Source organism: Roseobacter litoralis Och 149 (assembly GCF_000154785.2).
Taxonomy (GTDB): Bacteria; Pseudomonadota; Alphaproteobacteria; order Rhodobacterales; family Rhodobacteraceae; genus Roseobacter; species Roseobacter litoralis.
Map to the genome: position 1 here is coordinate 186,542 of NC_015730.1, position 25,260 is coordinate 211,801.

At 58.4% G+C, this 25,260-nt stretch carries 26 protein-coding genes and 1 tRNA gene; 18 read left to right on the plus strand and 9 right to left on the minus strand.

What is annotated here, in order from left to right:
• Nucleotides 1–492 precede the first annotated feature (492 nt).
• The 4 genes from RLO149_RS00930 to RLO149_RS00945 all read left to right on the plus strand — a co-directional run bounded on the left by RLO149_RS00930 (nt 493) and on the right by RLO149_RS00945 (nt 4,954).
• Complete coding sequence (locus RLO149_RS00930) at nt 493–1,491, plus strand: taurine ABC transporter substrate-binding protein (protein ID WP_013960167.1); 999 nt, start codon at nt 493–495, stop codon at nt 1,489–1,491.
• 111 nt (nt 1,492–1,602) lie between these two features.
• Nucleotides 1,603–2,409 (plus strand): taurine ABC transporter ATP-binding protein, encoded by an 807-nt coding sequence (locus tag RLO149_RS00935; protein ID WP_013960168.1) that lies wholly within the window; start codon nt 1,603–1,605, stop codon nt 2,407–2,409.
• Nucleotides 2,406–3,674, plus strand: a complete 1,269-nt coding sequence (locus RLO149_RS00940; RefSeq protein ID WP_013960169.1) for an ABC transporter permease — start codon at nt 2,406–2,408, stop codon at nt 3,672–3,674. The genes RLO149_RS00935 and RLO149_RS00940 overlap by 4 nt, the downstream gene beginning before the upstream one ends.
• 227 nt (nt 3,675–3,901) lie before the next feature.
• Complete coding sequence (locus RLO149_RS00945) at nt 3,902–4,954, plus strand: fatty acid desaturase (protein WP_044025161.1); 1,053 nt, start codon at nt 3,902–3,904, stop codon at nt 4,952–4,954.
• Between the two features lie 7 nt (nt 4,955–4,961).
• On the opposite strand, the gene RLO149_RS00950 is transcribed toward RLO149_RS00945, so the two are convergent.
• On the minus strand, nt 4,962–7,073 hold the full coding sequence (locus RLO149_RS00950) for a DEAD/DEAH box helicase (protein WP_013960171.1): 2,112 nt from the start codon (nt 7,071–7,073) through the stop codon (nt 4,962–4,964).
• 219 nt (nt 7,074–7,292) lie between these two features.
• Here RLO149_RS00950 and RLO149_RS00955 point away from each other — a divergent pair, with 219 nt between their 5' ends.
• The gene (locus RLO149_RS00955; protein WP_013960172.1) at nt 7,293–8,231 is read left to right on the plus strand and encodes an aminotransferase class IV; all 939 of its coding nucleotides are present in this window, start codon (nt 7,293–7,295) and stop codon (nt 8,229–8,231) included.
• Between the two features lie 6 nt (nt 8,232–8,237).
• Here RLO149_RS00955 and RLO149_RS00960 read toward each other — a convergent pair whose 3' ends face one another.
• Entirely contained in the window at nt 8,238–9,566 is a 1,329-nt protein-coding gene (locus RLO149_RS00960) for a c-type cytochrome (protein ID WP_013960173.1), read from the minus strand.
• 218 nt (nt 9,567–9,784) lie between these two features.
• Between RLO149_RS00960 and RLO149_RS00965 the strand changes: the two genes are divergently transcribed.
• Together RLO149_RS00965 and RLO149_RS00970 are read left to right on the plus strand one after the other, a co-directional pair.
• Nucleotides 9,785–10,099, plus strand: coding sequence for an ArsR/SmtB family transcription factor (locus tag RLO149_RS00965; protein WP_013960174.1), 315 nt, complete (start codon nt 9,785–9,787; stop codon nt 10,097–10,099).
• A 149-nt stretch (nt 10,100–10,248) separates the two neighbouring features.
• Nucleotides 10,249–11,382 carry an oxidoreductase gene (locus RLO149_RS00970; protein WP_245538102.1) on the plus strand — a complete coding sequence of 378 codons (1,134 nt, stop codon included), beginning with the start codon at nt 10,249–10,251 and terminating at the stop codon, nt 11,380–11,382.
• 104 nt (nt 11,383–11,486) lie between these two features.
• Here the strand turns inward: RLO149_RS00970 and RLO149_RS00975 are convergent.
• A tRNA-Ala gene (locus tag RLO149_RS00975) sits at nt 11,487–11,562 on the minus strand.
• A gap of 69 nt (nt 11,563–11,631) precedes the next feature.
• Nucleotides 11,632–11,958, minus strand: coding sequence for a TIGR02300 family protein (locus RLO149_RS00980; protein WP_013960176.1), 327 nt, complete (start codon nt 11,956–11,958; stop codon nt 11,632–11,634).
• Between the two features lie 131 nt (nt 11,959–12,089).
• Between RLO149_RS00980 and RLO149_RS00985 the strand changes: the two genes are divergently transcribed.
• Nucleotides 12,090–12,779: a M48 family metallopeptidase gene (locus tag RLO149_RS00985; protein ID WP_044025496.1), complete on the plus strand. Its 690-nt coding sequence runs from the start codon at nt 12,090–12,092 to the stop codon at nt 12,777–12,779.
• A gap of 50 nt (nt 12,780–12,829) precedes the next feature.
• Nucleotides 12,830–13,480: a GntR family transcriptional regulator gene (locus RLO149_RS00990; RefSeq protein WP_013960178.1), complete on the plus strand. Its 651-nt coding sequence runs from the start codon at nt 12,830–12,832 to the stop codon at nt 13,478–13,480.
• 34 nt (nt 13,481–13,514) lie between these two features.
• On the opposite strand, the gene RLO149_RS00995 is transcribed toward RLO149_RS00990, so the two are convergent.
• Both RLO149_RS00995 and RLO149_RS01000 read right to left on the minus strand, forming a co-directional pair.
• Nucleotides 13,515–14,477 (minus strand): acetyl-CoA carboxylase carboxyltransferase subunit alpha, encoded by a 963-nt coding sequence (locus tag RLO149_RS00995; RefSeq protein WP_013960179.1) that lies wholly within the window; start codon nt 14,475–14,477, stop codon nt 13,515–13,517.
• A 58-nt stretch (nt 14,478–14,535) separates the two neighbouring features.
• Entirely contained in the window at nt 14,536–15,132 is a 597-nt protein-coding gene (locus RLO149_RS01000) for a LysE family translocator (RefSeq protein WP_013960180.1), read from the minus strand.
• 72 nt (nt 15,133–15,204) lie between these two features.
• Here RLO149_RS01000 and RLO149_RS01005 point away from each other — a divergent pair, with 72 nt between their 5' ends.
• Complete coding sequence (locus RLO149_RS01005) at nt 15,205–15,657, plus strand: Lrp/AsnC family transcriptional regulator (RefSeq protein ID WP_013960181.1); 453 nt, start codon at nt 15,205–15,207, stop codon at nt 15,655–15,657.
• A 17-nt stretch (nt 15,658–15,674) separates the two neighbouring features.
• On the opposite strand, the gene RLO149_RS01010 is transcribed toward RLO149_RS01005, so the two are convergent.
• Nucleotides 15,675–16,631: an L-malyl-CoA/beta-methylmalyl-CoA lyase gene (locus tag RLO149_RS01010; protein ID WP_013960182.1), complete on the minus strand. Its 957-nt coding sequence runs from the start codon at nt 16,629–16,631 to the stop codon at nt 15,675–15,677.
• Nucleotides 16,632–16,890: 259 nt separating this feature from the next.
• On the opposite strand from RLO149_RS01010, the gene dgcN reads away from it, so the two are divergent.
• The 4 genes from dgcN to RLO149_RS01030 all read left to right on the plus strand — a co-directional run bounded on the left by dgcN (nt 16,891) and on the right by RLO149_RS01030 (nt 20,351).
• On the plus strand, nt 16,891–17,892 hold the full coding sequence (dgcN, locus tag RLO149_RS01015; protein WP_013960183.1) for an N-acetyltransferase DgcN: 1,002 nt from the start codon (nt 16,891–16,893) through the stop codon (nt 17,890–17,892).
• A 46-nt stretch (nt 17,893–17,938) separates the two neighbouring features.
• Nucleotides 17,939–18,904, plus strand: a complete 966-nt coding sequence (gene dgcA / locus RLO149_RS01020; RefSeq protein WP_013960184.1) for an N-acetyl-D-Glu racemase DgcA — start codon at nt 17,939–17,941, stop codon at nt 18,902–18,904.
• Nucleotides 18,901–19,767: a D-amino-acid transaminase gene (locus tag RLO149_RS01025; RefSeq protein ID WP_013960185.1), complete on the plus strand. Its 867-nt coding sequence runs from the start codon at nt 18,901–18,903 to the stop codon at nt 19,765–19,767. Before dgcA ends, RLO149_RS01025 begins: the two co-directional genes overlap by 4 nt.
• Nucleotides 19,768–19,904: 137 nt before the next feature.
• Nucleotides 19,905–20,351, plus strand: a complete 447-nt coding sequence (locus tag RLO149_RS01030) for a MaoC family dehydratase (protein WP_013960186.1) — start codon at nt 19,905–19,907, stop codon at nt 20,349–20,351.
• Nucleotides 20,352–20,491: 140 nt separating this feature from the next.
• Here RLO149_RS01030 and RLO149_RS01035 read toward each other — a convergent pair whose 3' ends face one another.
• Entirely contained in the window at nt 20,492–20,803 is a 312-nt protein-coding gene (locus RLO149_RS01035) for a DUF1244 domain-containing protein (RefSeq protein ID WP_013960187.1), read from the minus strand.
• A 217-nt stretch (nt 20,804–21,020) separates the two neighbouring features.
• On the opposite strand from RLO149_RS01035, the gene pyk reads away from it, so the two are divergent.
• Nucleotides 21,021–22,469 carry a pyruvate kinase gene (gene pyk, locus RLO149_RS01040; protein ID WP_013960188.1) on the plus strand — a complete coding sequence of 483 codons (1,449 nt, stop codon included), beginning with the start codon at nt 21,021–21,023 and terminating at the stop codon, nt 22,467–22,469.
• Nucleotides 22,470–22,503: 34 nt separating this feature from the next.
• Here the strand turns inward: pyk and RLO149_RS01045 are convergent, their stop codons facing one another.
• Nucleotides 22,504–23,250 carry a hypothetical protein gene (locus RLO149_RS01045; protein WP_013960189.1) on the minus strand — a complete coding sequence of 249 codons (747 nt, stop codon included), beginning with the start codon at nt 23,248–23,250 and terminating at the stop codon, nt 22,504–22,506.
• A 241-nt stretch (nt 23,251–23,491) separates the two neighbouring features.
• Here RLO149_RS01045 and rpmI point away from each other — a divergent pair, with 241 nt between their 5' ends.
• From rpmI to RLO149_RS01060, 3 genes are all read left to right on the plus strand, one after another.
• On the plus strand, nt 23,492–23,692 hold the full coding sequence (gene rpmI / locus RLO149_RS01050; protein WP_013960190.1) for a 50S ribosomal protein L35: 201 nt from the start codon (nt 23,492–23,494) through the stop codon (nt 23,690–23,692).
• An 18-nt stretch (nt 23,693–23,710) separates the two neighbouring features.
• Nucleotides 23,711–24,076, plus strand: a complete 366-nt coding sequence (gene rplT / locus RLO149_RS01055) for a 50S ribosomal protein L20 (protein ID WP_013960191.1) — start codon at nt 23,711–23,713, stop codon at nt 24,074–24,076.
• Between the two features lie 428 nt (nt 24,077–24,504).
• A complete protein-coding gene (locus RLO149_RS01060) occupies nt 24,505–25,173 on the plus strand; it encodes a PhoP regulatory network YrbL family protein (protein ID WP_013960192.1) in 669 nt (222 codons plus the stop codon).
• Nucleotides 25,174–25,260: the final 87 nt, after the last annotated feature.

The following is a 25,260-nucleotide window of genomic DNA, read 5'->3' on the forward strand; positions in this document are numbered from 1 at the left end:
GAGGTTTGATTTCGATGAAATCATGATGTGCTGGGACAGGGGCGGGCATATTCCCGTGGGTAAACTGCCGATTTCAGATGCGCAATTTTTGCAGGTCTGCACCACATAAACACACAGAATGCTGGGGTCTCACATCTAAAGGGTAGATCGCGCAAACAGCGGTGTACTCTCGCTAACTGGACTCATGGACAGTGCGAAAGTGGTCATTCCACTCTCTTCAAACTACGCCCCACTGTGCGCGGGCCGACAGCGGCGTTGAGCGTCCGCAGTCAAAAACGTTCGTGCCTGTCGGGGCCAAAGTATCAAAGGAGTTCAAATTCCGCGCAGTTTCATCCCAATTGGGTTCTGGCCGCAACAATTGCCTTGCAGGAGCAGACATTCTGACATTGGATGATGCAGTGTTCGAAAAACAAGACTGGTATAAAACCGGGACGCACGACAAAAAACGCCGATCAAACAGGATCGGGTAACGATCAACGGGAGACTTAACGAATGATCAAAAAAACAGCATGCGCATTTGTAGCCGGGGCCGTCATGGCACTGAGCGCGCAAACTGCAACCGCCGCCGATGGCGAAATCACTGTCGGCTATTTCCTTGAGTGGCCCATGCCATTCCTCGCCGCCAAAGCATCCGGCGCATATGACGAAGCGCTGGGCATGACAGTGAACTGGGTGTCTTTCGAAACCGGAACGGCGATGTCTGCGGCGATGGCCTCGGGTGATGTGCAGATTTCAGTGTCGCAAGGTGTGCCGCCTTTCGTGGTCGCAACCTCGGGCGGACAGGATATTCAGGTGATCGACGTGGCCGTATCCTATTCGGAGAACGACAACTGCGTGGTTGCCGAAGCGCTGGAGATCGACAAGGACAGCGCGGGTGAGTTGGCGGGCAAGAAAGTGGCCGTGCCACTTGGTACTGCCGCGCATTATGGCTTCCTGCGTCAGATGGACCATTTCGGCGTTGATCTGGCCTCCTTGCAGGTGGTCGATATGGCCCCGCCAGAGGGAGCTGCGGCACTCAGCCAGGGCGCGGTTGATTTCGCCTGCGGTTGGGGCGGTGGTCTTGCGCGCATGAAGGAATACGGCAACGTGCTGTTGACCGGTGCGGAAAAGCAGGAACTGGGCATTCTGGTGTTTGATGTGACATCTGCGCCTGCGTCCTACATCGCGGAAAACAGTGAAACCGTGGCGAAATTCGCCGCCGTCACAGCAGCAGCCAATGCGGAGTGGAAGGCAAACGGCAGCGATGAGATGCTGGCCCTGATCGCGGAGCAGTCCGGCATGGACGTTGAGGCTGCGCGCAGCTCGATTTCCACCTTTGAGTTCCCATCGGTCGAAGAGCAGCTTTCCGAGGCGTGGCTCGGTGGCAATGCGGCAAACTTCATGAAGGGTGTTGCAGATGTCTTTGTCGAGGCAGGGTCCATCGATTCAGCGCTTGATAGCTATGAGGACGCCGTGAACACAGGTCCGTTGTCCGCTGCGGGCAGCATGTAAAATTGTTGGAAACGGCGCGGGGCCAACCCGCGCCGTTTCACTTTTGGGGCCACAGACAGGTCCGATCCTGTCCGGCCGGCCGCTCTGACCAGAGGAACAGGTAGGGACACGATGACCGGACTTTCCATAAATAATCTGTCGATGCGTTTTGAATTGCCAAACGGTGATCACGTACAGGCGTTGCAGGATGTATCACTGGACCTCAAGGCGGGCGAATTGCTCAGCGTGCTTGGGCCATCGGGCTGCGGCAAGACCACATTGCTGAACATCGTCGCGGGCTTTCTGGCCCCGACCTCGGGTGAGTTGATCCTGAACGGCCACCGCATTACCGGGCCGGATGCTGAACGCGGTATGGTGTTCCAGCAAGGCGCGCTGTTCGAGTGGATGTCGGTGCGCGAGAATGTGGCCTTTGGCCCATCGATGAAGGGCATGCCAAAGATCGACAAGGACAAGACGGTGGACCACCTGCTGGACGTTGTCGGCTTGCAGGATTTCAAGGAAAAGGCGGTTTACGAGCTGTCAGGCGGGATGCAGCAGCGCGTGGCCCTTGCCCGCTGTCTGGCGAATGACCCGGATGTGATCCTGATGGATGAACCGCTTGGCGCGCTGGATGCCTTGACGCGCGAAAAGATGCAAAGCCTTGTGCTGAAGCTCTGGAAAGAGACGGGCAAGACGATCATTCTCATTACTCACTCGGTGGAAGAGGCGTTGCTGCTGGGCGAGCGTTTGATCGTGATGGCCCCGCGCCCGGGGCGCATTCACAAGGAATACCGCCTGCCTTTTGCGGATCTTGGCGTTGATTCCGACCTGCGAGAGGTCAAGAAACACCCCGAATTCGGGCCGCGCCGCGAGGAAATCCTGAACATGATCTGGGATATGGAAGAAGAAATTATGGGCAGTTCGGAGGACGCGGCATGATCCCTCTGCTCATTTACATCATCATTTTCACGGCCGCCTTTTTCATCGTCACCAAAGTCGTGCAGCGCGCCGGCACCAAGGATTACACCTCGCTTAAAACCGTGACCTTCGGGGACGAAAGTGCCGTGCGGCCCAACCGGGCGGCGGGTGTTATTTCGATCTTCACGATCTTCCTGCTCTGGGGCATTTTCACCGGATCAAACCTGTTGCCGGGTTTTCTGCATGCGCCGGGGCCTTTTCTGGGCACATCGACGTTCACCTATACCGCACAGGTCGAAGGGCAGGCCCCGGATGACGCAACCGTCACGGTCGTCGTGCATCCGCGCGAGGTCGACACGGATGCGCCGGAGGTCGAGCCGGGGGATGGCTTTGCCAAGAACGATTCCGCCGCGATTGCGCAATGGCGCACGGGCCTGATCAATGTCGCCCGTAACGATGATCTGACCAAACAGGACGGCGCGCAGGTCATTGCCATCAACGGGGAGAAGATCGCGCCGGGGGAAACTGTGGATGTGGAGGGTGGTTCGGTCACGCTGACGGATAAAGGCACGCCCAATTTTGCGCCGACCCGGGGCTGGCAGATGGAGCCGCTTTACCTGCCGTCGCCGGAGGCCGTCTGGGTCCGCTCCATCGAAATCGCCAAAGAGGGTTTCCGTAATTTTACTTTGGTAGAGCATCTGGGATATTCGCTGTTTCGCGTGGTTGTCGGCTTCATGCTGGGCGCTTTGGTGGGCATTCCGCTGGGCTATGCCATGGGCCTGTCGGACTGGTTCCGTGGCTGGTTTGACCCGATCGTTGAATTCATGCGACCGGTGCCGCCCTTGGCGCTGATCCCGCTGGTCATCATCTGGGCGGGCATCGGGGAGTCCGGCAAGATTATCCTGCTTTTCCTCGCTGCCTTATGGATCATGGCGATTGCGGCGCGCTCAGGCGTGTCGGGGGTCAAGATATCGAAGGTGCACGCGGCCTATAGTCTGGGGGCCAGCAAATGGCAGATCATGCGATATGTCATCGTGCCCAACTCCCTGCCCGAAATTTTCACCGGCGCGCGCGTTGCGATGGGTGTTTGTTGGGGCACCGTTGTGGCCGCTGAACTTGTCGCAGCCGAACAGGGGGCGGGGATGATGATCATGACCGCGTCCAAATTCCAGAATACCGACATCGTGATCATGGGGATTATCCTGATCGGTGTGATCGGCTTTGGCATTGATATGTTGATGCGCTGGGCTGAACGCATCCTTGTGCCGTGGAAGGGCAAAGGCTGATCCTTGGGGTGTCAGACAAGAAAAAACGGGGCCGTATGGGCCCTGTTTTCGCAAAAGTGAATGTGTCGCGCCGGTTTACTGCGAAAAACGGGTGACTTGCAGGGCAATTTCAGGGCATAGGTACCGGGGCATCGAAAACACAACTGTGTTGGGAGATGGTCAAAGACCTTGTGTGATCATCCCACTCAAGACACATGTAAGAAACGATCGCGAAGAGGCAGACACCAATGACATCCGAAACTCCGTTTAGGGAGGCCACGCCGGTGTCGCCTTCGCCGGGCACTTCTGCGGGCTGGGTCCGTATCCTTGCGCAATACAGAGAACCCAAGCTGGGCAGGTCGATTTTCGAAGTCATCGTGACGCTGGCGCCGTTTGTCGCCATATGGGCCGTTGCATGGCTGCTGATCCCCGTCAGCTATCTGGCCAGTTTTGCGCTGGCCTGTCTGAACGGTTTGTTTCTTGTCAGACTGTTTTGCATTCAGCACGATTGTGGGCATGGCTCTTTCTTTGCGCATCGGGGCCTGAGCGACTGGCTGGGCCGGGCCTTGGGCGTTCTGACGCTGACGCCCTATGACGTCTGGCGCAAGTCGCATTCCATGCATCACTCGGGTGCCGGCAATCTGGAACGGCGCGGCATTGGCGACGTCATGACGCTGACGGTTGACGAGTATCACGCCCGCAGCGCTTTGGGCCGTTTGCGGTATCGTGCGTATCGCAACCCGGTTGTGCTGTTTTTGCTCGGGCCGGCCTATGTATTCTATGTGGAAAACCGCCTGCCCTTCGGTCAGATGGACGGGGGCTGGCGTGTCTGGATCAGCTCTTTGGGCACGACGCTGCTGGCATCTTTGATTGTGGGTGCCATTCTCTGGTTTGGCGGCTTGCTGCCTGTCCTTCTTATCTTTGTGCCGACAACCATGGTTGCGGCGACTTTGGGTGTGTGGCTGTTTTACGTGCAGCACCAGTTCGAAGAGACCCATTGGGACCAGCAGGAAGACTGGGACATGTACGATTCAGCGCTGCATGGGTCGTCCCATTACGTGATGCCCAAATGGCTGCAATGGTTCACCGCCAATATCGGCATCCACCATGTGCATCATCTCTATAGCCGGATCCCGTTTTATCGCCTGACCGAAGTATTGCGCGATCATCGCGAGTTGGCGCAGGCCCAGAGGCTGAGCATCGCAGAAAGCTTTGCGAGCGCGCGCCTGCATCTCTGGGACGAGAAGCAGCGCCGCCTGTTGTCATTCTCGGAGGCGCGGCGCGTCTATCAGGCCGCGTAACCGCGCCTCAGCCTTTGCGGTGAGGTTTGGCATTCGGGCCTTTGCCTGTTGGTTTGCCCCTTTTGTGCGGCGGAACGAACCGTTTCGACGTATCTGCCGCACGCTTTTTGGATGCTGCCGGATCTTTCTTGGGTGCCGCTTTTGTATTGGGGCGCGCGGCACCACCATCTTCGCGGTGGGCTTTGTCGCGTGTCACCCGTTCGGCTTTGGCGCCGTCGCGTGCCTCTTTCGTCCATACAGGTTTGGCCTTGCCGGGCTTGCGATCTGCGGTGTCACCGCCGGTAGTCTTGGGCTTAGGCGTTGCCCCCGGTTTCATGGGAGAGCGCTCTGTTTTATGTGACTTCGGTGGCTTTTTGCCTTTGGCGGCGGCCGGTTTATACGGCTTGTCCTGAGGTTTTGCCTCACGTGCAGGTCGTGCGTCATAGGACGGGCGTGCCTCGCGTGCCGGTTTTGCGGCGCGTTCGGGTCGTGCATCTCGGTCCTCGGGCCGCTTTTTGCGGTACGGTTTCGCGCCGGGTTTGCCACCACCGGGGCGGTCCTGCCCCAGATCAGGTGCTTGGGCCAGACGTGTCAGGACGATCCCCGCCTCAAGGGTCATGTCCGGCCCGACGGCAGCAACCAACCCGTCCGCCCGCGACGCCAGCACTTCGACAAAGCTCTGGTCCTGTCGAATGCGGATCGCGCCGATATCGTCCTTGGTCATATCGCCCTTGTTGCAGATCATCGGCAAAAGGGTTCGGGGTTCAGCACCTGTGTCGCGCCCGACCGATACGGAAAACCAGACCGAGGGCCCGAAGGTTTTGCGGGGTCGGTCATCGGGCGTTCCGGCATCCGTCAACTCTTCGGGGGCGGAGCGTTGCGCCTGATAAAAACTGACAACAGCCTGCGCCAACTGCGTCGCAGTAAAGTCCTGCGCGAGTTGTGCGACAAGCTCTTCGGAGTCTTCTCCCACCGTGGCCGTCCACAGCGGGTCCGACAGCAGCCGCGTTGTATCCTGCGCGTTGACTTCGGCAGCGGAGGGCGGCTCGTCCCACTCCGCCTTGAGTTTGGCCGAGCCCAGCAGGCGGTTTGCTTTGCTGCGCAGTTTCGGCGGCACGATCAGGGCTGAGACACCTTTGCGCCCCGCGCGCCCGGTCCGACCGGAACGGTGCAGGAGCGTGTCGGAATTGCTTGGCAAATCCGCATGGATGACCAGTTCGAGGTTGGGCAGATCAATGCCGCGCGCGGCCACATCGGTGGCGACGCAGACACGGGCGCGCCCATCGCGCAGTGCCTGCAACGCGTTGCTGCGTTCGGATTGCGTCAACTCACCCGAGAGCGCGACGACCGAAAATCCACGGTTGGTAAAGCGCGTGGTCAGCCGCGCAACAGCGGCGCGCGTGTTGCAAAAGACGATGGCGTTCTTGGCCTCGTAAAAGCGCAGGACGTTGATGATTGCGTTTTCCACATCGCGCGGATGCGTGTTGAGCGCGCGGTACTCAATGTCGGCGTGCTGCCGGTTTTCGGACACGGTGGCAATGCGCTGCGCGTCACGCTGATAGCTTTCGGCCAGTTTGGCGATGGCCTTGGGCACAGTTGCAGAAAACATCAATGTCCGGCGATCTTTGGGTGCCTCATCAAGGATGAATTCAAGTTCGTCGCGAAACCCGAGGTCGAGCATCTCATCCGCTTCGTCCAGAACGACAGCGCGCAGGTTTGCAAGCTCGATATTGCCGCGTTTGATATGGTCACACAGCCGTCCCGGCGTGGCCACAACCACATGCGCGCCACGATCCAGCGCGCGCCGCTCTGTGCGCGTATCCATGCCGCCCACACAGGAGATCACGACCGCCCCCGCCTTGGCATAGAGCCAGGACAGTTCGCGCGCGACCTGTTGTGCCAGCTCGCGTGTCGGTGCGATGATCAGCGCCAGCGGGGTGCCCGCGGGGCCAAAGCGTTCCTGATCGTCCAGCAATGTGGGCGCAATCGCCAGCCCGAAGCCGACCGTCTTGCCAGACCCGGTTTGCGCCGAGACGAGCAAGTCCGCCTGTGCCAGTTCGGGTGCTGTGACGGCTTCCTGAACCGGGGTGAGGGTGTCATAGCCTTGTTCGGCCAGCGCATCTGAAAGGGTCTTGAGCACGAAATATCCTATCGGTAGAGCCACCATCTGTGGCTTCAGTCGGTCGCATTGCGACCTGTTGAGGCGTCGTTATGCCTTTGACGCTCAAGAGTCGATCACCTTTTCCGATCAGGCCCTCAGGTGTCGCGGGGCAACGACCCTTTGGCGCCGCGCGGGGCGGGCTTGCGCAAGCCGTTTCATTCTGATTGCGTGAGCGAAAAGTAACCCAAGGAAACCCACATGACGACAGAGACCCTGACCACCCATGATGCAGATGATGACCCGCGCAACCGCGACATCCTTATCTATATCAACGGGCAGCTTTTGCACCGTGATGCGGCGAAGGTGTCGGTCTATGACGCGGGCTTCATGCTGGGCGATGGGATGTGGGAAGGCATGCGGCTTTATGACGGGGTCTGGAGCTTTTTTGACGCGCATATGGATCGGTTTTTTGACAGCTGCACAGCGGTCTCTCTGGATGTGGGGATGGATCGCAGCGGGATCATGGAGGCGCTCAAGCAGACGGCGAAGGCCAACAATATGGTCACGGATGTGCACTGCCGTTTGATGCTGACGCGGGGCCTCAAGGCGAAACCCTTTCAGCACCCGTCCCTGAGCCGCACCGGCCCCACGCTGGTCATCATCATGGAACATTCCAAGCCCGCGACCGCCTTGCAGGATCGCGGCATTCGTCTGGCCACCGTGCCACAGGTGCGCGGTTTGCCGATGTCGCAGGATGCGAAATACAACAGTCATTCCAAGCTGAACTGCGTCATCGCCTGTTTGCAGGCGGAGCAGGCGGGGGCAGATGAGGGGCTGATGCTGGACCCGCATGGGTTTGTGAATACCACCAATGCCTGTAATTTCTTTATCGTGCGGCGGGGCGAGGTTTGGACCTCTACCGGCGATTACTGCATGAACGGCGTCACCCGGCAGACGGTGATTGATATCTGCCGCGCCGAAGGCATCCCGGTTTTTGAAAAGAACTATTCGCTTTATGAGGCATATGGCGCGCAGGAGGCGTTTCTGACCGGGACATTCGGGGCGCAGACTCCGGTTGCGGAAATAGATGGCAAGCCAATCGGGGATGGCACGCGGCCCGTTACGCAGCGCATTCGCGAGGTGTACAAACAATGGATCGCCAAGGACGTGGCCGAACAGGCCCATCGCTGGACCTGAGCGCGCCTATTCGGGCGTTGTGGCGGATTGCAGAAAGCTGATCAGGTCGGCGCGGTCCTGCGCCCCCGTGATCCGTTGCATCGGCATTTTGGAACCGGGGATATAGTGATCCGGGCCAAGGTCGAACAGCAGATCAACGGTTTCTTCAGTCCAGATCAGGTCTGATGTGGCCAGCGTGGGGGAGTAGGGATAGTCCTTGATCGCGCCCGCGGCGCGGCCAAACAGGTCATAAAGAGAGGGCCCTGCGCGCCGTTTCCCATCCGGTTCCAGCGTGTGACAGATCGAACATTTGCGTTTGAACTGGCGCTCGCCGTTGGTCATCTGGTCGGGGTCGGTCATGAAGGCGCGGGTGGTGCCGGTCATTTGCTCGGCACCGTCAAGGCTGCCCACGGGCCAGCTGTGTACCACGTCAGAAATGCCCCCGGCATGGATGTTCTGGCCGTCTGGTGAAAATGCCAGCGCCCAGACCGGCCCGGCGGGGGTGGCCTGAAAATCATCGGTGATGCGCAGGGCGCTGCTGTCGATCATCATGATGTAACCCTGCGCGTCGCCAATCGCGATCCGGTCCGTCTTGTCGCTATGGGCCATGGCAAGAATAGGGCGACGATCAGCAGTGAAGTCGCCGATTTCAACGCCCTCGGGCAGGGAGACCAGCCGCGTCCCTCCGTCGACGGCACCATAGGCCAGCCAGCTTTCATCAGGCGCGACCAGCAGGGTGTTGATGCCAAACCCGTGTTCCACCAGACGTTTCAGGAAGGCCCCGGTTTGCGCGTCCCAGACCCGGATCGTGCCATCGGCTGAGCTGGTGTAGAGGCGCGTGCCATCGGGGGAAAAGGCCACATCGCTGACCGTGTTATCATGCCCTTCGATCAGCACCGGGGCTGCGCCGTCAATCGGCCAGATGCGCACGGTCCGGTCCCAACTGGCGGAGGCGACGCTTTGCCCGTCTGGGGCGGCGGCAAGGCGGATGACCTTGGCATTATGTCTGCCAAGTTCGCGTACCGTGCTGTTTTGCGGGGACCAGAGCCGGACTGAATAATCATCCCCTGCGGATACGACCTGACCATTGGCCACGGGAACGACCGCATTCACAGCGGCTTCATGCCCCTCCAGCCACTGCGGTGTGCCGTCTGTCCAGATGCCGACCGAGTTGTCGAAACTTGCGGTCAGAATGGTGCCATCGGTCTGCGTGCTGATCCCCTTGACCGGCCCGCCATGGCCTTTGAGGGTGAATGCCTCCTGCGCTTGCGCCAGCGATGACAGGAAAAGGCCACAGGCAGTAAGGCCGAGCAGCAGCCCATGGCGGGCTGTGGAAAGGGTTTGTATCATGTTCATTCGACGTGTCGGCTTCCTGACTGGCGTATTCACACAAGGTGGCACCGATGTTGTGTCACCTTATCAGAGAAACCGTGAATGCGTCTATTCCCATGCGCTCCGTAGGTCGGGAGGCAAACACGGATCGGCATGTCCGGCTGTTGTTTTGACGGCACTGCGCGGCGGGTGACGCCGACACAGGTATTGACTTTTGCCTTTATATCGAGATATCTCGATTTATGGACATTGAAAGATCAATATCAGCGCTGAACAACCCGGTGCGTCGCCAGATTTTGGAATGGCTGAAAGACCGGTCAAACTTTCCGTCCGCACTGCCGGAGCACGAAGACCTTGAGGGCGTGTGTGTTGCGCATATTCAGGAGAAGGCAAAGCTGTCTCAGTCTACGGTATCGAATTACATGGGGGTGTTGAAACAGGCCGGTTTCGTTCGCGCAGAGCGCCATGGGCAGTGGACATTTTACCGGCGCGACGAAACGAACATTCGCGCGTTTCTTGCGGCTGTGCAGGATGAACTCTTGAGTCCACAGAAGTAGAGGCGCAGCGTGCCACATCGTAACCTGCGTTAATAAAGTGATATATCGAAATATGCCGATAGAAAGATAATGACATGAAGAACCCATTGGCCCAACCGCTTTGTCTGCCCTGCGGCGTTCGGCTCCAGAATCGAATTATCAAATCTGCCATGTCTGATTCCCTTGGTGATGGTGCGGGCAATCCGACCGGGGCGCAGATGCGTCTATATGAACGATGGGCTGAGGGAGGCGCTGCGCTGTCGTTGATTGGTGAAGTGCAGGTGGTCCCGGATTATCCTGAAAAGCCCGGCAATCTGGTTTTCGCATCAGATGCGGATCTTCCGGCCTTGCGGGAATTGGCAAAGCGCGGGTCCGTCAACGGCGCGCACATCTGGCCGCAGCTTGGCCACGCGGGGGCGCTGTCACATGCGCCGATCAGCAGGCCCAAAGGCCCCTCGGCACTGGATGTTGCGGGTCTGAAATGCGATGGAATGTCCTTGGATGACATTCACAACCTGCCCCAAGTCTATGCGCAGGCCGCGATGCTGGCACAGAAGGCGGGCTTTGGTGGCGTTCTTATCCATGCAGGTCACGGATTCCTGTTGAGCCAGTTCTTGTCACCCTTGTTCAATCATCGCACGGATTCCTATGGCGGCACGATTGGCGCGCGTTTCCGCATTATACGTGAAGTGCTCAGCGCCGTTCGGCAAGCGGTCGGGGCGGCTTATCCGGTTGGAATCAGGATCAACGCCACCGACAAACTGGAAGGGGGACTGACACATCACGACGCGCTGGAAGTCGTGCGTTTGTTGGACGACACATCCGTGGATTTGATCGACATCAGTGGTGGCACCTATTTCCCCGGCGCCGCATCAAGTTCGGATGAATTAGCGACCTCCGGCCCGTATTTCACCGATTTTGGCAAGAAAGCCAAAACAGTGACGTCTGTTCCCATCATTCTGTCGGGTGGGTTTGAAACGCGCGATCAGGCGCTGAAAACGCTGGAAGACAGCGCGGCAGATGCCGTCAGCCTCGGCCGTGCAATGGTGCTTAATCCAGCGATTGCAAACGCATGGCAAAGCGCTGCGGGGGGTGATCCGGCCTTTCCGAGATTCGTTTCGCCGCCGCGTGGTGGTGTTACCGCGTGGTATTCCATGCGTCTGACAGCGCTAGGCGAGGACGCTGAACACCTGTTTGATCCAAGTCCGCTGGAGGCCCTTGAAGCTTACGACAGGCGCGATGCGCTGCGCTGCGAAATCTGGCGTCAGCGCTTTGGTGCCGCCCGCCTGACACCTCACCGCTGACACAGGCCGTGATAAGGCCACGCGGCCTGTTCGCCGCTCGAAAGCGAAACTGCTTTCGCACCGGACGAAACCGCCCGGTGGCGTCACTGTGCAAATGGGAAGGGTGGTGGAGCCTAGCGGGATCGAACCGCTGACCTCCTGCATGCCATGCAGGCGCTCTCCCAGCTGAGCTAAGGCCCCATTGCGCCGCTGGATAGCGGCAGTGCGAAGCGGGATCAAGAGTAAAAGCGAACCCGCTGCGCAATTGGATCAGCTATCGTCATCGTCAGCTGCAACGTCAGCGATTTCCTCAAGCGGAACGCTGTCCGTGTCGTCGTCGTCATCGTCCAGCAGATCATCGTCGAGATCCACATCCACATCGTCATCGTCCAGTACCGCTTCTTCTTCGGTATCGGCTTTTTTCGCTTTTGCGGATGCAGCGTCTTCGGCGTCAGCTGCGATCATACGCGACTTGCTCAGGTCCACTTCGACGACTTCGCCAGTATAGGGGCTTACGATCGGACTAGCGTTCAGATCGTAGAAACGTTTGCCAGTGGTCGGGCAGAGGCGTTTGGTTCCCCATTCTTCCTTGGGCATGAAAACCCCCTTTGAATTTGCGGTTAAGGTGTAGATGATTCAGCGCAAGTGCCATATGAGGCGGTGTCTGTAAAGACCTGCCGCGTGTGGCAAAGCGCATGGCCGGCGATTATCGCAACAAGAGTAGCCATATGAACGATCCGTACCTGCCCGGAGACCCGCCAATCCCGCTGATCATCCGCCGCTCGGGACGGGCGCGGCGAATCTCTTTGCGCATTTCTCAATTGGACGGTCGCGTGACGCTGACGCTTCCGGATCGCGTTCCGGAACGCGAAGCCATCCACTTCGCGCAGGAAAAGGAGGCGTGGATTCGAAAGCATCTGGCCAATCGTACGGGAAACGTTGATGTGGGCCATGGTGTCGTCGTGCCGATTGGCGGGATACCACATCAGGTGACTGAGGGCGCGGGGCGTCGCATCAGTTTTGCCCAAGGACAGGTGCATGTTCCGGGCGCGGTGGATCGTGTGGGTAAACGTCTCGGTGCGCATCTCAAGGCGTTGGCCAGAACGCGCTTGGCCGAGGCCTCGGATCACTATGCTGAGCGGCTGGGCAAGCCCTATGCTGCGATCACGCTGCGGGACACGCGGTCGCGATGGGGCTCCTGCACGGCGCAGGGGCGGTTGATGTATTCATGGCGATTGATTCTGGCCCCGCCGGAGGTGCTGGACTATGTGGCCGCGCATGAAGTGGCGCATCTGGCGCAGATGAACCACTCGCCCGCCTTTTGGGCGGAGGTCGAGCGGATTTACGGCGATTACGCTGCTGCGAGGGCCTGGCTGCGCCGCGAGGGCAGTTCGCTGCACCGCTACCGGTTTGGGTAATTTTCGGGCCGGCACTTGACGCCCCGGGGTTTGTGATCACAAATGCAGCCATGATTTTAAACCAACGTCCCGCAGATGCGACACCCGTTGCACATGACCGCGTTTACCGATCCTTGCGCGGTCGCATCATGCAAGGTGCAATCCCGCCGGGCGAAGCACTGACGCTGCGCGGAATCGGTAAAGCCTACGATGTTTCCATGACACCGGCGCGTGAAGCGGTGCGCAGGCTGGTGGCGGAGGGGGCGTTGACCTTGTCGTCATCCGGGCGCGTTTCGACACCGGAACTCAGCAACGAACGGATCGAAGAGCTAGCCTCGCTGCGCGCCCTGATCGAGGTCGAATTGGCCAGCCGCGCGTTGCCGCGGGCGCATATGGCTCTGATCGAACGCTTGCAGACCATAAATTCCACCGTCGCCGAGGCGGTCGCCCATCGGGACGCGGTCAGCTATATCCGCACAAATCTGGAGTTTCACCGAACCCTCTATTTGCGCGCGCAAGCCCCGGCGATGCTGGCCATGGCGGAAACGGTCTGGTTGCAAATGGGTCCTACCATGCGTGCGCTTTACGGTCGCTTGCGGCGCAAGGAACCGCCGCATTATCACCGTTTGATTATCGCGGCCCTGCGCGCGGGCGATGAGCCGGGCCTGCGTCTCGCGGTGCGTTCGGATGTGACACAAGGCCTGAGGATGCTGGCAAGCTAAGGAGTGCCAGAGTTGTCCCGAAACGGTGCCTGCCTCAGGCGGCAAGGCCCTTTGACCCCAGTTCAAGGAATTTGTTGCGCCGCTCGGTGATGAGCGTTGTGCGATCTTTGGATGACAATTCGTCCACCATATCGGCAAGGGCACGGCCCACTGAGGCGATGGTCGTTTTTGCATCACGATGTGCGCCGCCCATCGGTTCGGGGATGATACGGTCAATCACGCCAAGCTGCTTGAGGTCCTGCGCAGTCAGGCGCAGCGCTTCGGCGGCTTCGCGCATCTTTTCGGCGTCTTTCCACAGGATTGACGCGCAGCCCTCGGGGCTGATGACGGAATAGACGGAATGTTCGAGCATGGCGACACGGTTTGCCGTGGCAAACGCGACCGCACCGCCCGAGCCACCTTCGCCAATGACCACGGAGACCAGCGGTACTCCAATCTGCAGGCATTTTTCGGTCGAGCGGGCGATAGCTTCGGACTGGCCGCGTTCTTCGGCCCCTTTGCCGGGATAGGCGCCGGGGGTGTCCACCAGTGTCACGACAGGCAGACCGAACCGGTCCGCCATTTCCATCAAGCGGATCGCCTTGCGGTATCCTTCGGGCCGGGCCATGCCGAAATTACGTTCAATGCGGGATTTCGTATCATTACCCTTTTCATGCCCGATCACCATGACGGGACGGTCCTGCAGGCGGGCCAATCCGCCCAGAATCGCGTGGTCATCGGCGAAGTTCCGGTCGCCCGCCAGCGGCGTATAATCGGTGAACAGGGCGTTGATGTAATCTTGGCAATGCGGGCGTTCGGGGTGGCGCGCGACCTGACATTTCCGCCAAGGGGTCAGCGTGCTGTACAACTCCTCCAGCAGGGTGCGCGCCTTGGCATCCAGAGCGGAGGCCTCATCGGTCACGTCCATTTCCTCATTTGCCCGTGCGAGGGCGCGCAGCTCTTCGGCCTTGCCTTCAATCTCGGCAAGAGGTTTTTCGAAATCCATATATTGCGTCATGAGCCACTCCGATTGAACGGGTCCTATATGGCGGGCATTGCCGGGCTTTGCAACGGGATCAAACGGGCCAGAGCACCGGAATAAGAGAGGCCATCAGCAGGGCGGCCATGGTCCAATTGAAAACCCGCAGCCGCAGCGGGTTCGTCAGGATGCGCGCCATTTGTTGCCCCAGAACCGCCCAGAGCGTGATGGATGGCAGGTTCACCAGACCGAAAACCAGAGCCACAAGGCCAAACGCAACCAGCGTGGCATCCGTTGCATAAACAGATAGCGCGGTCAGCGCCATGGCCCATGCCTTCGGGTTGACCCACTGAAAGGCGGCGGCCTGCAAAAATGTCATCGGCGTGCCCTGCGCCTCACCCGATTTGGCCGGGCCTGCACGCGCAATTTTCCACGCCAGCCATGTCATGTAGGTGACAGAGAAGATTTTCAGAACCGTATAGCTGGGGGGCCATGCGTCAAACATCTGGATGAGCCCGGCACCCACCGCCACGATCATCAGTGTAAAGCCGATTGCGATACCAAGCATATGCGGTACGGACCGGGAAAAGCCGAAATTGGCACCAGAGGCCATCAACATCAGGTTATTCGGCCCCGGCGTTACCGAGCTGACAAAGGCGAAAACCACAAGGGCAGAGAGTGTTTCAAAAGGCATGCGCAAAGAATGGCGCATTCTAAATACATTCGGATTGCAAACTTCACGGTTTTTGCGGATTAATCACAACTAATGAGCGATCTGGACCAAAGAACCGAACATATATTGCGTGAACTGACGGTCAATGGGCGCATCAGTAACATCGAACTTGCCGACCGTGTTGGCCTGTCGCCCTCTGCCTGTTTGCGTCGCGTGCAGGATCTGGAGCGCGCGGGCCTGATCAAGGGGTATCGCGCCGTGCTTGACCGGACCGCATTGGGGCGCGGGTTTGTCGCCTATATCGGTGTCGGCCTTCGGGAACATTCCAAGGCCAGCCAGGAAGCTTTTGAGCGCGCCATTGCACGCGCGCCCGAAGTGCGCGAATGCCACAACACCACCGGGACGATCGAATACCTTCTGCGGGTGGAATGCGCTGATCTGCCAGAATACAAATCGTTTCACACCGATACCTTGGGCGCCATTCCGCAGGTGAGTTCTATCACGTCCTATGTGGTGATGGGCTCCCCCAAGGACGAACGCGCCTGACGATGCGCCCGCCCTACTCAGGAGGCGATCATTTCTGACTGGCGCACGATCACTTCCGCCTGTTTGATGGAGGCGATATCAACCAGTCGCCCCTTGTAGACGGTTGCCCCTTCGCCATTGGCTTTGGCCTGTTCCATGGCCGCCAGAATTTCGCGGGCTTCGGTCACGGCCTCTTCCGAGGGGGTAAAGACTTCATTGGCGATGGCGACCTGCTTGGGATGGATCGCCCATTTGCCCACCATGCCCAGCGTGGCCGACCGCCGTGCCTGCGCGCGAAACCCTTCGTCATCCGAAAAATCGCCAAAGGGTCCATCCACCGGCAGAACACCATGCGTCCGGCAGGCGGCCACGATGGCCGTTTGCGCCCAATGCCACGGGTCTGACCAATATTTCTGGCCCTCGCGCAGCATATAATAGTTTTCCTGAGTGCCACCGATGCCTGTGGTTTGCATCCCCATGGAGGCGGCAAAATCGGCAGCCCCAAGGCTCATCGCGGTCATACGGGGGGAGGCGGCGGCGATTTCTTCGACATGGGCGATCCCGGCCGCAGATTCGATGATGACCTCAAAGGTGATCTTTTTGCTGCGGCCCTTGGCGGCCTCAACCGCTGTGACCAGCGCATCAACGGCATAGATATCGCCCGCGCAGCCGACTTTGGGAATCATGATCTGATCCAGCCGCTCGCCTGCCTGTTCCAGCAAATCCACCACGTCCTTGTACCAATAGGGCGTGTCCAGCCCGTTGATGCGGACCGACAGCGTCTTGGTGCCCCAGTCGATATCGGAGATCGCCTGAATGACGTTGGCGCGCGCTGAGTCTTTGTCGCTGGGCGCGACACTGTCTTCGAGGTCAAGGTTGATCACATCTGCCGCAGAAGCCGCCATTTTCTCGAATATCGCCGGGCGGGATCCGGGGCCAAAAAGCTGACAGCGGTTCGGGCGTGCAGGGGCAGTGGGCTGAAGGCGAAAGCTCATGTGGGACCTCATGGGTAATTTTATGTCGAATACTATCTCGGTTCTGGTATTAAATTGCGCCAGATGCTGCAAGTGCATTTCGCACCTGCAGAAAGTAATCTGAGTGCGCGGATTCGGCGTTGATGCAAGGATATTCTATAAAAACGTAAAACCTACGAAGAATCTTGTGCATGACGTTACAAATCAACAAATAACGCGACGTCATTGCAGCCCAAACCGGTGAAATTGCAGTGAAACAGGATCACAGGGGGCCATCGCGATGATCGAGACACCATATCTACTCTTTTTAGGCGACGCGCAGGACCAGCTCGCAGCCAAGGTTGCACAGGGCATCAAGGACTGGCGGCCGGAAAACGCAGTTGGTCAATTGCGCTTGCCAGGCTGTAAGGCAGACGTCGGCCTGCAGGACATGACGCTGCAACAGGCCAAGGAGGCGGGCGCGAAGACGGTTGTCATTGGCGTGGCAAACCGGGGTGGTTTTATCTCAAAGGAATGGCGCGCAGTCTTGGTTGAGGCGCTTGAGGCGGGGTTTGATCTGGCGAGCGGTCTGCATAATCTGCTGCGTGATGAGGGTGAACTTGTTGCGGCAGCACAGGTGCATGGGCGGACGTTGCATGACGTGCGTGTTCCAACGGATGCCTATCCGATTGCCAGCGGTGTCAAACGCTCTGGCAAGCGTGTTTTGGCCGTCGGAACCGATTGTTCGGTCGGCAAGATGTATACGGCACTGGCCCTTGATGCCTCCATGCGCGAGCTTGGCATGAAAAGCACCTTCCGGGCCACCGGGCAAACGGGTATTCTGATCACCGGTTCAGGTGTGCCACTGGATGCTGTGATTGCAGACTTCATGGCCGGGTCCGTCGAATATCTGACGCCAGACAATGACGAGGACCATTGGGACATCATCGAAGGGCAGGGCAGCATTTTCCACGTGTCCTATTCGGGGGTGACGCTGGCCTTGATCCATGGCGGGCAGCCTGATGCGCTGATCATCTGTCACGAGCCGACGCGCAAACACATGCGCGGCTTGCCGGATTTTGCGGTGCCTTCGATGGAAGCGGTGCGTGACATCACATTGCAACTGGCCCATGTGGCCAACCCGTCCTGTCAGGTCGTCGGGGTTTCCATCAATACCCAACATCTCAGTGACGCAGAGGCGACAGCCTATTGTGAGGAGATCGAGGCGCGTTTGGGGTTGCCGACAGTGGATCCGTTCCGGCATGGCGCGGGGCGTCTGGCGCAGGCACTGGCCGCATTGTAAAAGCCGACCTGCGGCGGGGATTCTTTCAGCCCGGGAAGGGAATACAATGAAAATTGACGTCTCGCGTGATGTGTTCAGGCTGGCTCAGGTGTTCACCATCAGTCGTGGATCGCGCAGCGAAGCACATGTCCTGACCGTGCGTGTGAGCGATGGCGCGCACAGCGGCTGGGGCGAATGCGTGCCCTATGCGCGCTACGGCGAAACACTGGACAGTGTGACAGACGAAATCCTCGGCCTTCCGCCGCAGATTGACCGCGCTGCCTTGCAAGACATGTTACCGGCAGGGGCTGCGCGCAATGCGGTGGATTGCGCCCTGTGGGATCTGGAAGCGAAACGCGCGGGCAAACGGGTCTGGGAACTGGCTGGTCTGGCGGCACCGGAACCGCAGATTACGGCCTACACGCTGTCGCTGGACAGCCCCGAAAACATGCATCAGCAGGCGGTTAAAAATGCCCATCGCCCTGTGTTGAAAATCAAACTGGGTACGCCTGATGATATGCCACGGCTCAAGGCGGTGCGGGCCGGTGCGCCAAAGTCAAAGATCATCGTGGATGCAAACGAAGGGTGGTCTGCCGAGGTTTACGCGGATCTGGCCCCGCATCTGGTGGCGCTTGGCGTTGCACTGGTCGAACAACCCTTGCCTGCGGGTCAGGATTCGGCGTTGATCGGCATGGACCGCCCGGTGCCGGTTTGTGCGGATGAAAGCTGTCACGACCGGGCCAGCCTGGCCGGTTTGAAAGACAAATACGATGTCATCAACATCAAGCTCGACAAGACCGGCGGCTTGACCGAAGCACTTGCCTTGCGTAGCGAAGGGGAAGCAATGGGGTACGGTGTGATGGTTGGGTGCATGGTTGGATCCAGCCTTGCCATGGCACCGGCAACGCTTGTGGCGCAGGGTGCGTCAGTAGTGGACCTTGATGGGCCGCTGCTTTTGGCCGAAGATCGGCAACACCCGTTGGAATTTGATGAAAAAGGCGTTCACCCGCCTGAAAAGGAGCTTTGGGGATGACATTGCGGACTGTCTACGTGAACGGCGAATACGTGCCCGAGAATGAAGCACGGGTTTCGATCTTTGATCGGGGGTTCCTGATGGCGGATGGTGTCTATGAGGTGACATCGGTTCTGGGCGGAAAGCTGATTGACTTTGACGGCCATGCGGTGCGCCTGCAACGGTCGCTGGATGCGCTGGATATGGCGAACCCGATCTCAAAAGAAGACCTGCTGGAAGTGCACCGCGAACTCGTCCGCGTGAACGAGGTCGATGAGGGCATGATTTATCTGCAGATCACACGCGGTGCGCCCGGCGATCGTGATTTCGCGTTTCCGGACCCCGACACAACCGAGCCGACGATCGTGCTGTTCACGCAGAACAAGCCCGGTCTGGCAGACAGTCCGGCAGCCAAGAAGGGCATCAAGGTCATCAGCATCGAAGACATCCGCTGGGGCCGCCGCGATATCAAGACGGTGCAGTTGTTGTACCCCTCCATGGGCAAGATGATGGCCAAGAAAGCCGGGGCCGATGATGCATGGATGATCGAAGACGGGTTCGTGACCGAAGGGACATCCAACAACGCCTATATCGTCAAGGGCAACAAGATCATCACGCGCGCCTTGTCGAATGACATCTTGCACGGGATCACGCGTGCCTCCGTGCTGCGGTTCGCGCTTGAGGCGCAGATGGAAGTCGAAGAGCGCAATTTCACCATTGATGAGGCGAAGGACGCGGATGAGGCCTTTATCACCTCGGCCAGTACTTTCGTGATGCCCGTGGTTGAGATCGACGGTGTGGCTTTGGGCGATGGTGTGCCGGGGCGCGTGGCGCAGCGGTTGCGTGAAATCTATCTAGAAGAGAGCCTTAAAAAGGCGATCTGACGTTTGGTTTTGCGTCTTTTTCAGCCTATCCGCTCCTAAAGAGATGGTCAGGCGTTTTTATTTGATGCCCCATAAATTCGCTATGCCGAAGCGCAATGATGCCTCGTATTCTGCGGTCGGGCGAAGGGGAGAGTGCCATGCTGACAAGAGAGACTTTGCCTCAGGCCGTCGGCAAGCCTTTGGGCACATCGACGTGGGTTGAGATATCGCAGGCACGGATTGATGCCTTCGCCGACCTTACGGAAGATTGGCAGCCGATCCATCTTGATCCGGTGGCTGCGCAATCGGCGGGTTTTACCGGTACCGTGGCGCATGGGTTTCTGACCCTGTCGATGCTCTCAGCGATGAGCTATGACGTGCTGCCCAAGATTGAAGGGGAGAGCGCTTCCATCAACTACGGATTTGACCGCGTTCGTTTTATTGCGCCGGTGCCTGCCGGTACGCGCATCCGAACGCAGTTTGAACTCGTCGATGCGGCACCACGGGGAGAGGGCTGGATGTTGCGACTGGCCGCAACGGTGGAAATTGATGGTGCGGAAAAACCGGCACTGACAGCGGATTGGCTTGCATACTACTTGTTCTGATACGCTGCCGCCGCCCGCGATCTGACCTGGGCTATGAAATGACATGCAGCCTGTGACAATCAAAGGCTGCATATGAGGTCAGACGCGGTGGAGACATCCATTTGGTGAGCGCCGACGCCCCAAGCTGGCCGTCACGCAGGTCAGGCTTTGCCGACGTTTTCGGCGAAGGCAGTCTTGAATGCCTCCTGTTTCTCGGGCGACGCTTCTGTCTGGTGGTTTGTCTTCCACTCTTCCATGGTCATGCCATAGAAAAGCTCGCGGGCTTCGTCCTTGCTCATTTCAATGCCTTTCTCGCCCGCCGCTTCCTGATACCAGCGGCTCAGGCAGTTGCGGCAGAAACCCGCAAGGTTCATCATATCGATGTTTTGCACATCGACGCGGTCTTGCATCAAATGCTGTTGAAGGCGGCGAAAGGCCGCGGCTTGCAGTTCGATCTCGGTTTGGGTTGGCATCGGGTACTCCTTGGCATCAGGGCTCTGTTAACAGATTGGTTCTGATGGACGTGCTGTCAACCATTGCAGTTCAGCTAAGTGTCATGTCATCAAGGTGTTAAATAATGCACTTACACGGTCTCATGGTTGCCCTCGCGCGCTGCATGACCCATAAAGCTCAAAACCCGTTAGCGATAACGGAAGCGAATGAATTTGGAAAAAGAGGGGCCGGACCGCTATGAGACGCCATCGCAATGTAAAAATCGTTGCCACTCTGGGGCCTGCGTCCAGTGACTACGACATGATCCGTGCTTTGCATGAAGCTGGGGCAGATGTGTTTCGCCTGAACATGAGCCATGGCAGTCACGAGGAAATGCGTGAGCGCCACCGGATTATCCGCCAGATCGAAGAGGATACAGGCGGCAGCATCTGTATTCTGGCTGATCTGCAAGGGCCAAAGCTGCGTGTGGGGGTCTTTGCCAACGAAGACGGTGAAACGCTTGTCGAAGGCGATGCTTTCCGCATGGATCTGGATGAGGCGCTTGGCGACAAGACCCGCGTGAACCTGCCCCATCCCGAGATTTTTGAAGCGCTCGAACCCGGTGCCAGCTTGCTGGTCAACGATGGCAAAATTCGCCTCAGGGTCGAGGACTGCAGCGACAGCCATGCCAATTGCACCGTGGTCGCGGGTGGCGTGATTTCGAACCGCAAGGGTGTCAATGTGCCCGACGTGGTGCTGCCGCTTGCGGCTCTTTCTGCCAAGGACCGCAAGGACCTTGAATTTGCCTGTGAGCTGGGTGTCGACTGGCTCGCGCTGTCTTTTGTGCAGCGTGCGGATGACGTGCTGGAGGCCTCTGATCTGGCCAATGGCCGCGCGGCCATCCTCAGCAAGATCGAAAAGCCGGCAGCCGTACACAATTTTGATGAAATTCTTGAGGCCAGCGATGGTATCATGGTTGCGCGCGGTGATCTGGGTGTGGAATTGCCGGTTCAGAATGTGCCGCCGATCCAAAAGCGATTGGTCCGCAGGTGCCGCCGCGCCGCCAAACCGGTGATTGTGGCCACGCAGATGATGGAAAGCATGATCGAAAGCCCGGTGCCTACGCGCGCCGAAGTCTCGGACGTGGCCACTGCAATTTACGAAGGCGCGGATGCGGTGATGCTCTCAGCAGAATCTGCGGCGGGGGCCTATCCGGTCGAAGCAGTGACCACCATGAACAACGTGGCCATCGAGGTCGAGCAGGACCCGACCTACACGCAGATCATCGAAGCCTCGCGCGAGGCCAAAGGACGAACCGTTGCCGATGGGATCGTGTCCGCGGCGCGCGAGATTGCAGAAACGACGAACATCAAGGCGATTTGTTGTTTCAGCCAAAGCGGCACAACGGCGATGCTGACGGCGCGCGAACGTCCCCGCGTACCGATCATCGTCATGACGTCCAAGGCCCGCACGGCCCGGCGGCTGACGCTGGCCTGGGGGTGCAATTGCGTCATCACCGACCAGTTGGAGCGTTTTAAACAGGCGGTGGTCAATTCTGCGCGCGTGGCGACCCGTCAGGGCTATGCCACCAAAGAGGACCTGATCGTGGTCACCGCTGGCGTGCCCTTCAATGTGCCGGGCAGTACGAACATCCTGCGTGTGGCCCCCTGTGATGAACGGCTGATCTTTAACACCGATCCGGAATAGGGCATGGCAGACTGGCCCTTCGCAGGCGTCATTCCTAATCTGCGATGCCTTCGGCGGCCCGCGCGCTGGAGCAATATTCGGAAGAGACGTTGAGATTGCGCCCGGCATAGGCAGCCGAAATCGTATAGTCGAGCAGGTAGATCATTGTGACGATCACGATGTATGCCCAGCGGCTGCGTTTGCGAAACGGGGCGAGCCCAACGAAGATTCCAATATAGAGAAACAGATTGAGCAAGAAGCTCAACAAAGTGAGGCATAGGTAGATCGAGAGGGTTGGCTGCGACACGGTAAACCGAGGGGTGCCGGAGCCGAAGTCCAGGACCGGAAGACACCCCATGGCGAACGCGCTGAAGGTCGGGACTTCTTCAGGCATGAATATCGACATGATGCCCAGTGCCATGGCGACCAATGCGTTGATTACCAGTACGTAAGCGCCTGCGATGAAGGCCTTGAGCGACAGGGCTTTATGAAATGGCAGGTCTACGCCGGCGAGACGAAGCCCACAAAACAGTGTCACGGATGTCACGGCGAGAATAAGGAAAGCCGTGACCGTGAAATGTTGCGCGAAATTGCGAAACTCATCGTTCAATCCGAACGGAAGGAACGCCATCAGCGATACGGAAAAGAGCACAAAGTAGTAAACAAGGGCATTTTGTACCGAGTTGCCCCCATTGTAGACCGCTTCTGCTAATTTCCATGGGCGGGTCAGAACGAGACCGAGCGTATCAAGCAGATCGCCAAGCGAAAATTTCTCTAATTCGAAAAACTTGATGAAATTCACAGTTTTTGACCTGAAACGATGTCGTAGACACAAAGCGTATCACGTTTTGCAATTCCGATGTAGGGCGTTGCCTGAATGAGGTGGTCACAGATGCTCAGTCCGGCCATGAAACTGGGGATTGGGCCGAAGATGTCTTGCCATACGCGGTTCGATCCCCTAAAGAGCGGCTTCTCGCCCGCGCGACCGGCCAATGTGGCATGCCGAGTCGCGCTTTAACCGATCTACAAACCAGGAGACGGAAATGCCCAAGATGAAGACCAAATCGAGCGCCAAAAAGCGCTTCAAGATAACGGCCACTGGCAAGGTTATCGGCGGCCAGGCGGGTAAACGCCACGGCATGATCAAGCGGAGCAAAAAGTTCATTCGCGACGCGCGCGGCACGACAGTTCTGTCGGAGCCCGATGCAAAGATCATCAAGGGCTTCATGCCCTACGACCGCTAAGCCAGAAGGAATACAGACATGTCCCGTACCAAAGGTGGAACAGTCACCCACGCCCGTCACAAGAAAGTCATCAAGGCTGCAAAAGGCTACTACGGTCGCCGCAAGAGCACCTTCAAAGTCGCGCGTCAGGCGGTCGATAAGGCCAACCAATACGCCACGCGTGACCGCAAGAACCGCAAGCGTAATTTCCGCGCGCTGTGGATTCAGCGGATCAACGCCGCTGTGCGCAGCCATGATGAAGCGCTGACATACAGCCGGTTCATCAACGGCCTGTCGCTCGCGGGTATCGAAGTCGACCGCAAAGTTCTCGCGGACCTTGCCGTACACGAACCCGAAGCATTCGGTGCAATCGTCAAGCAGGCACAGGACGCGCTGGCCGCATAATCCTGCGCCAGGCTCAACAGTCCAAAGCCGCTCTCTTTGAGGGCGGCTTTTTTGCTGTACAGACGGCATGTTGCGCGCGTGGTTTATCACTGGTTTTCGCCCATTGCGGGGTCATCCTGCGCGAAGTCCTGAAGGAAGGACAGGTTTTGCTCGCCCATGCAGCTGCAAAACAAAGCCTGCCCTCGCGCTGAAGCTGCGATGCAACCACTGTCGACTTATCAAGCAAAGCACTTGCCTTGATTTCATAAACAACGCTAAAGCATCGCCTGTGCGGCAAGGGTAATTCAGCCGGGCTCTGGGTCATGCAAAACGCGGATAAACTGCCTGTTGGCGCCCATCATCGCAGCGGTGGAAACCCGCGGTATCATCGGTGACGATCGCAAAAAACGGCTAGCGCGGAAAAAGCCGCGGTTCGAATGGGATGAAAAATGTTGTTCACAGCAAGCGTTATCAAGCTTTCCGACGACCACAGCATTGCAAACGGCACCGTGCGCATTGTCTACGCGTTTCCCGATCAGCCCAACCTTTTGATCAAGGTTTTCCATGCGTTCGAAAAACGTTCCTCGCGCAGGCCACTCAAGCGCCTCGCCTGGAAATTATTCCCCATGCTGAAATTTCGCACCATTCTGAATGAGTTGAAATGTGAGCTACTGGCTTCGCTCAAGCTTGGTGCGGACATCGAAAACATGCCGATTTCCAGAATGCTCGGTATTGTGCAGACCGATCGCGGCGTCGGCGTTGTCGTGGAACGTATCGATGGGCTGGACGGCGATCTTGCGCAACGGCTCAATCGGCTTTGCCGCCGTGGGCGCATGGACGAACCGGTATTGGAAGCGCTGAATGCTTTCGTCGACAGAATGTTCGACCTGCACATCGTGGCGCGCGACATCAATTTTTCGAATATTGTCTACGGGACACGCGGTGCGGGCGCGGCCTGTTTCCTGATCGACGGATATGGTGAGCGCAACCTGATCCCATTTCGCAGCATGTCCAGGCGAATGAATGATCGTTCGCTGGACCGACAGTTTGCAACGATCGCACGAAAGACAGGTCTCACGTGGAATTCGGATCAGCGTGCTTTTTCAAATTCCGGTTAGGTGATTTCCGGCTGTCGAAAGGGCATATAGGGGTTCCGGGCGCTTCTTTGGATCGCTGTCCTTTGCGGAACACGCACAGCTGCGTGT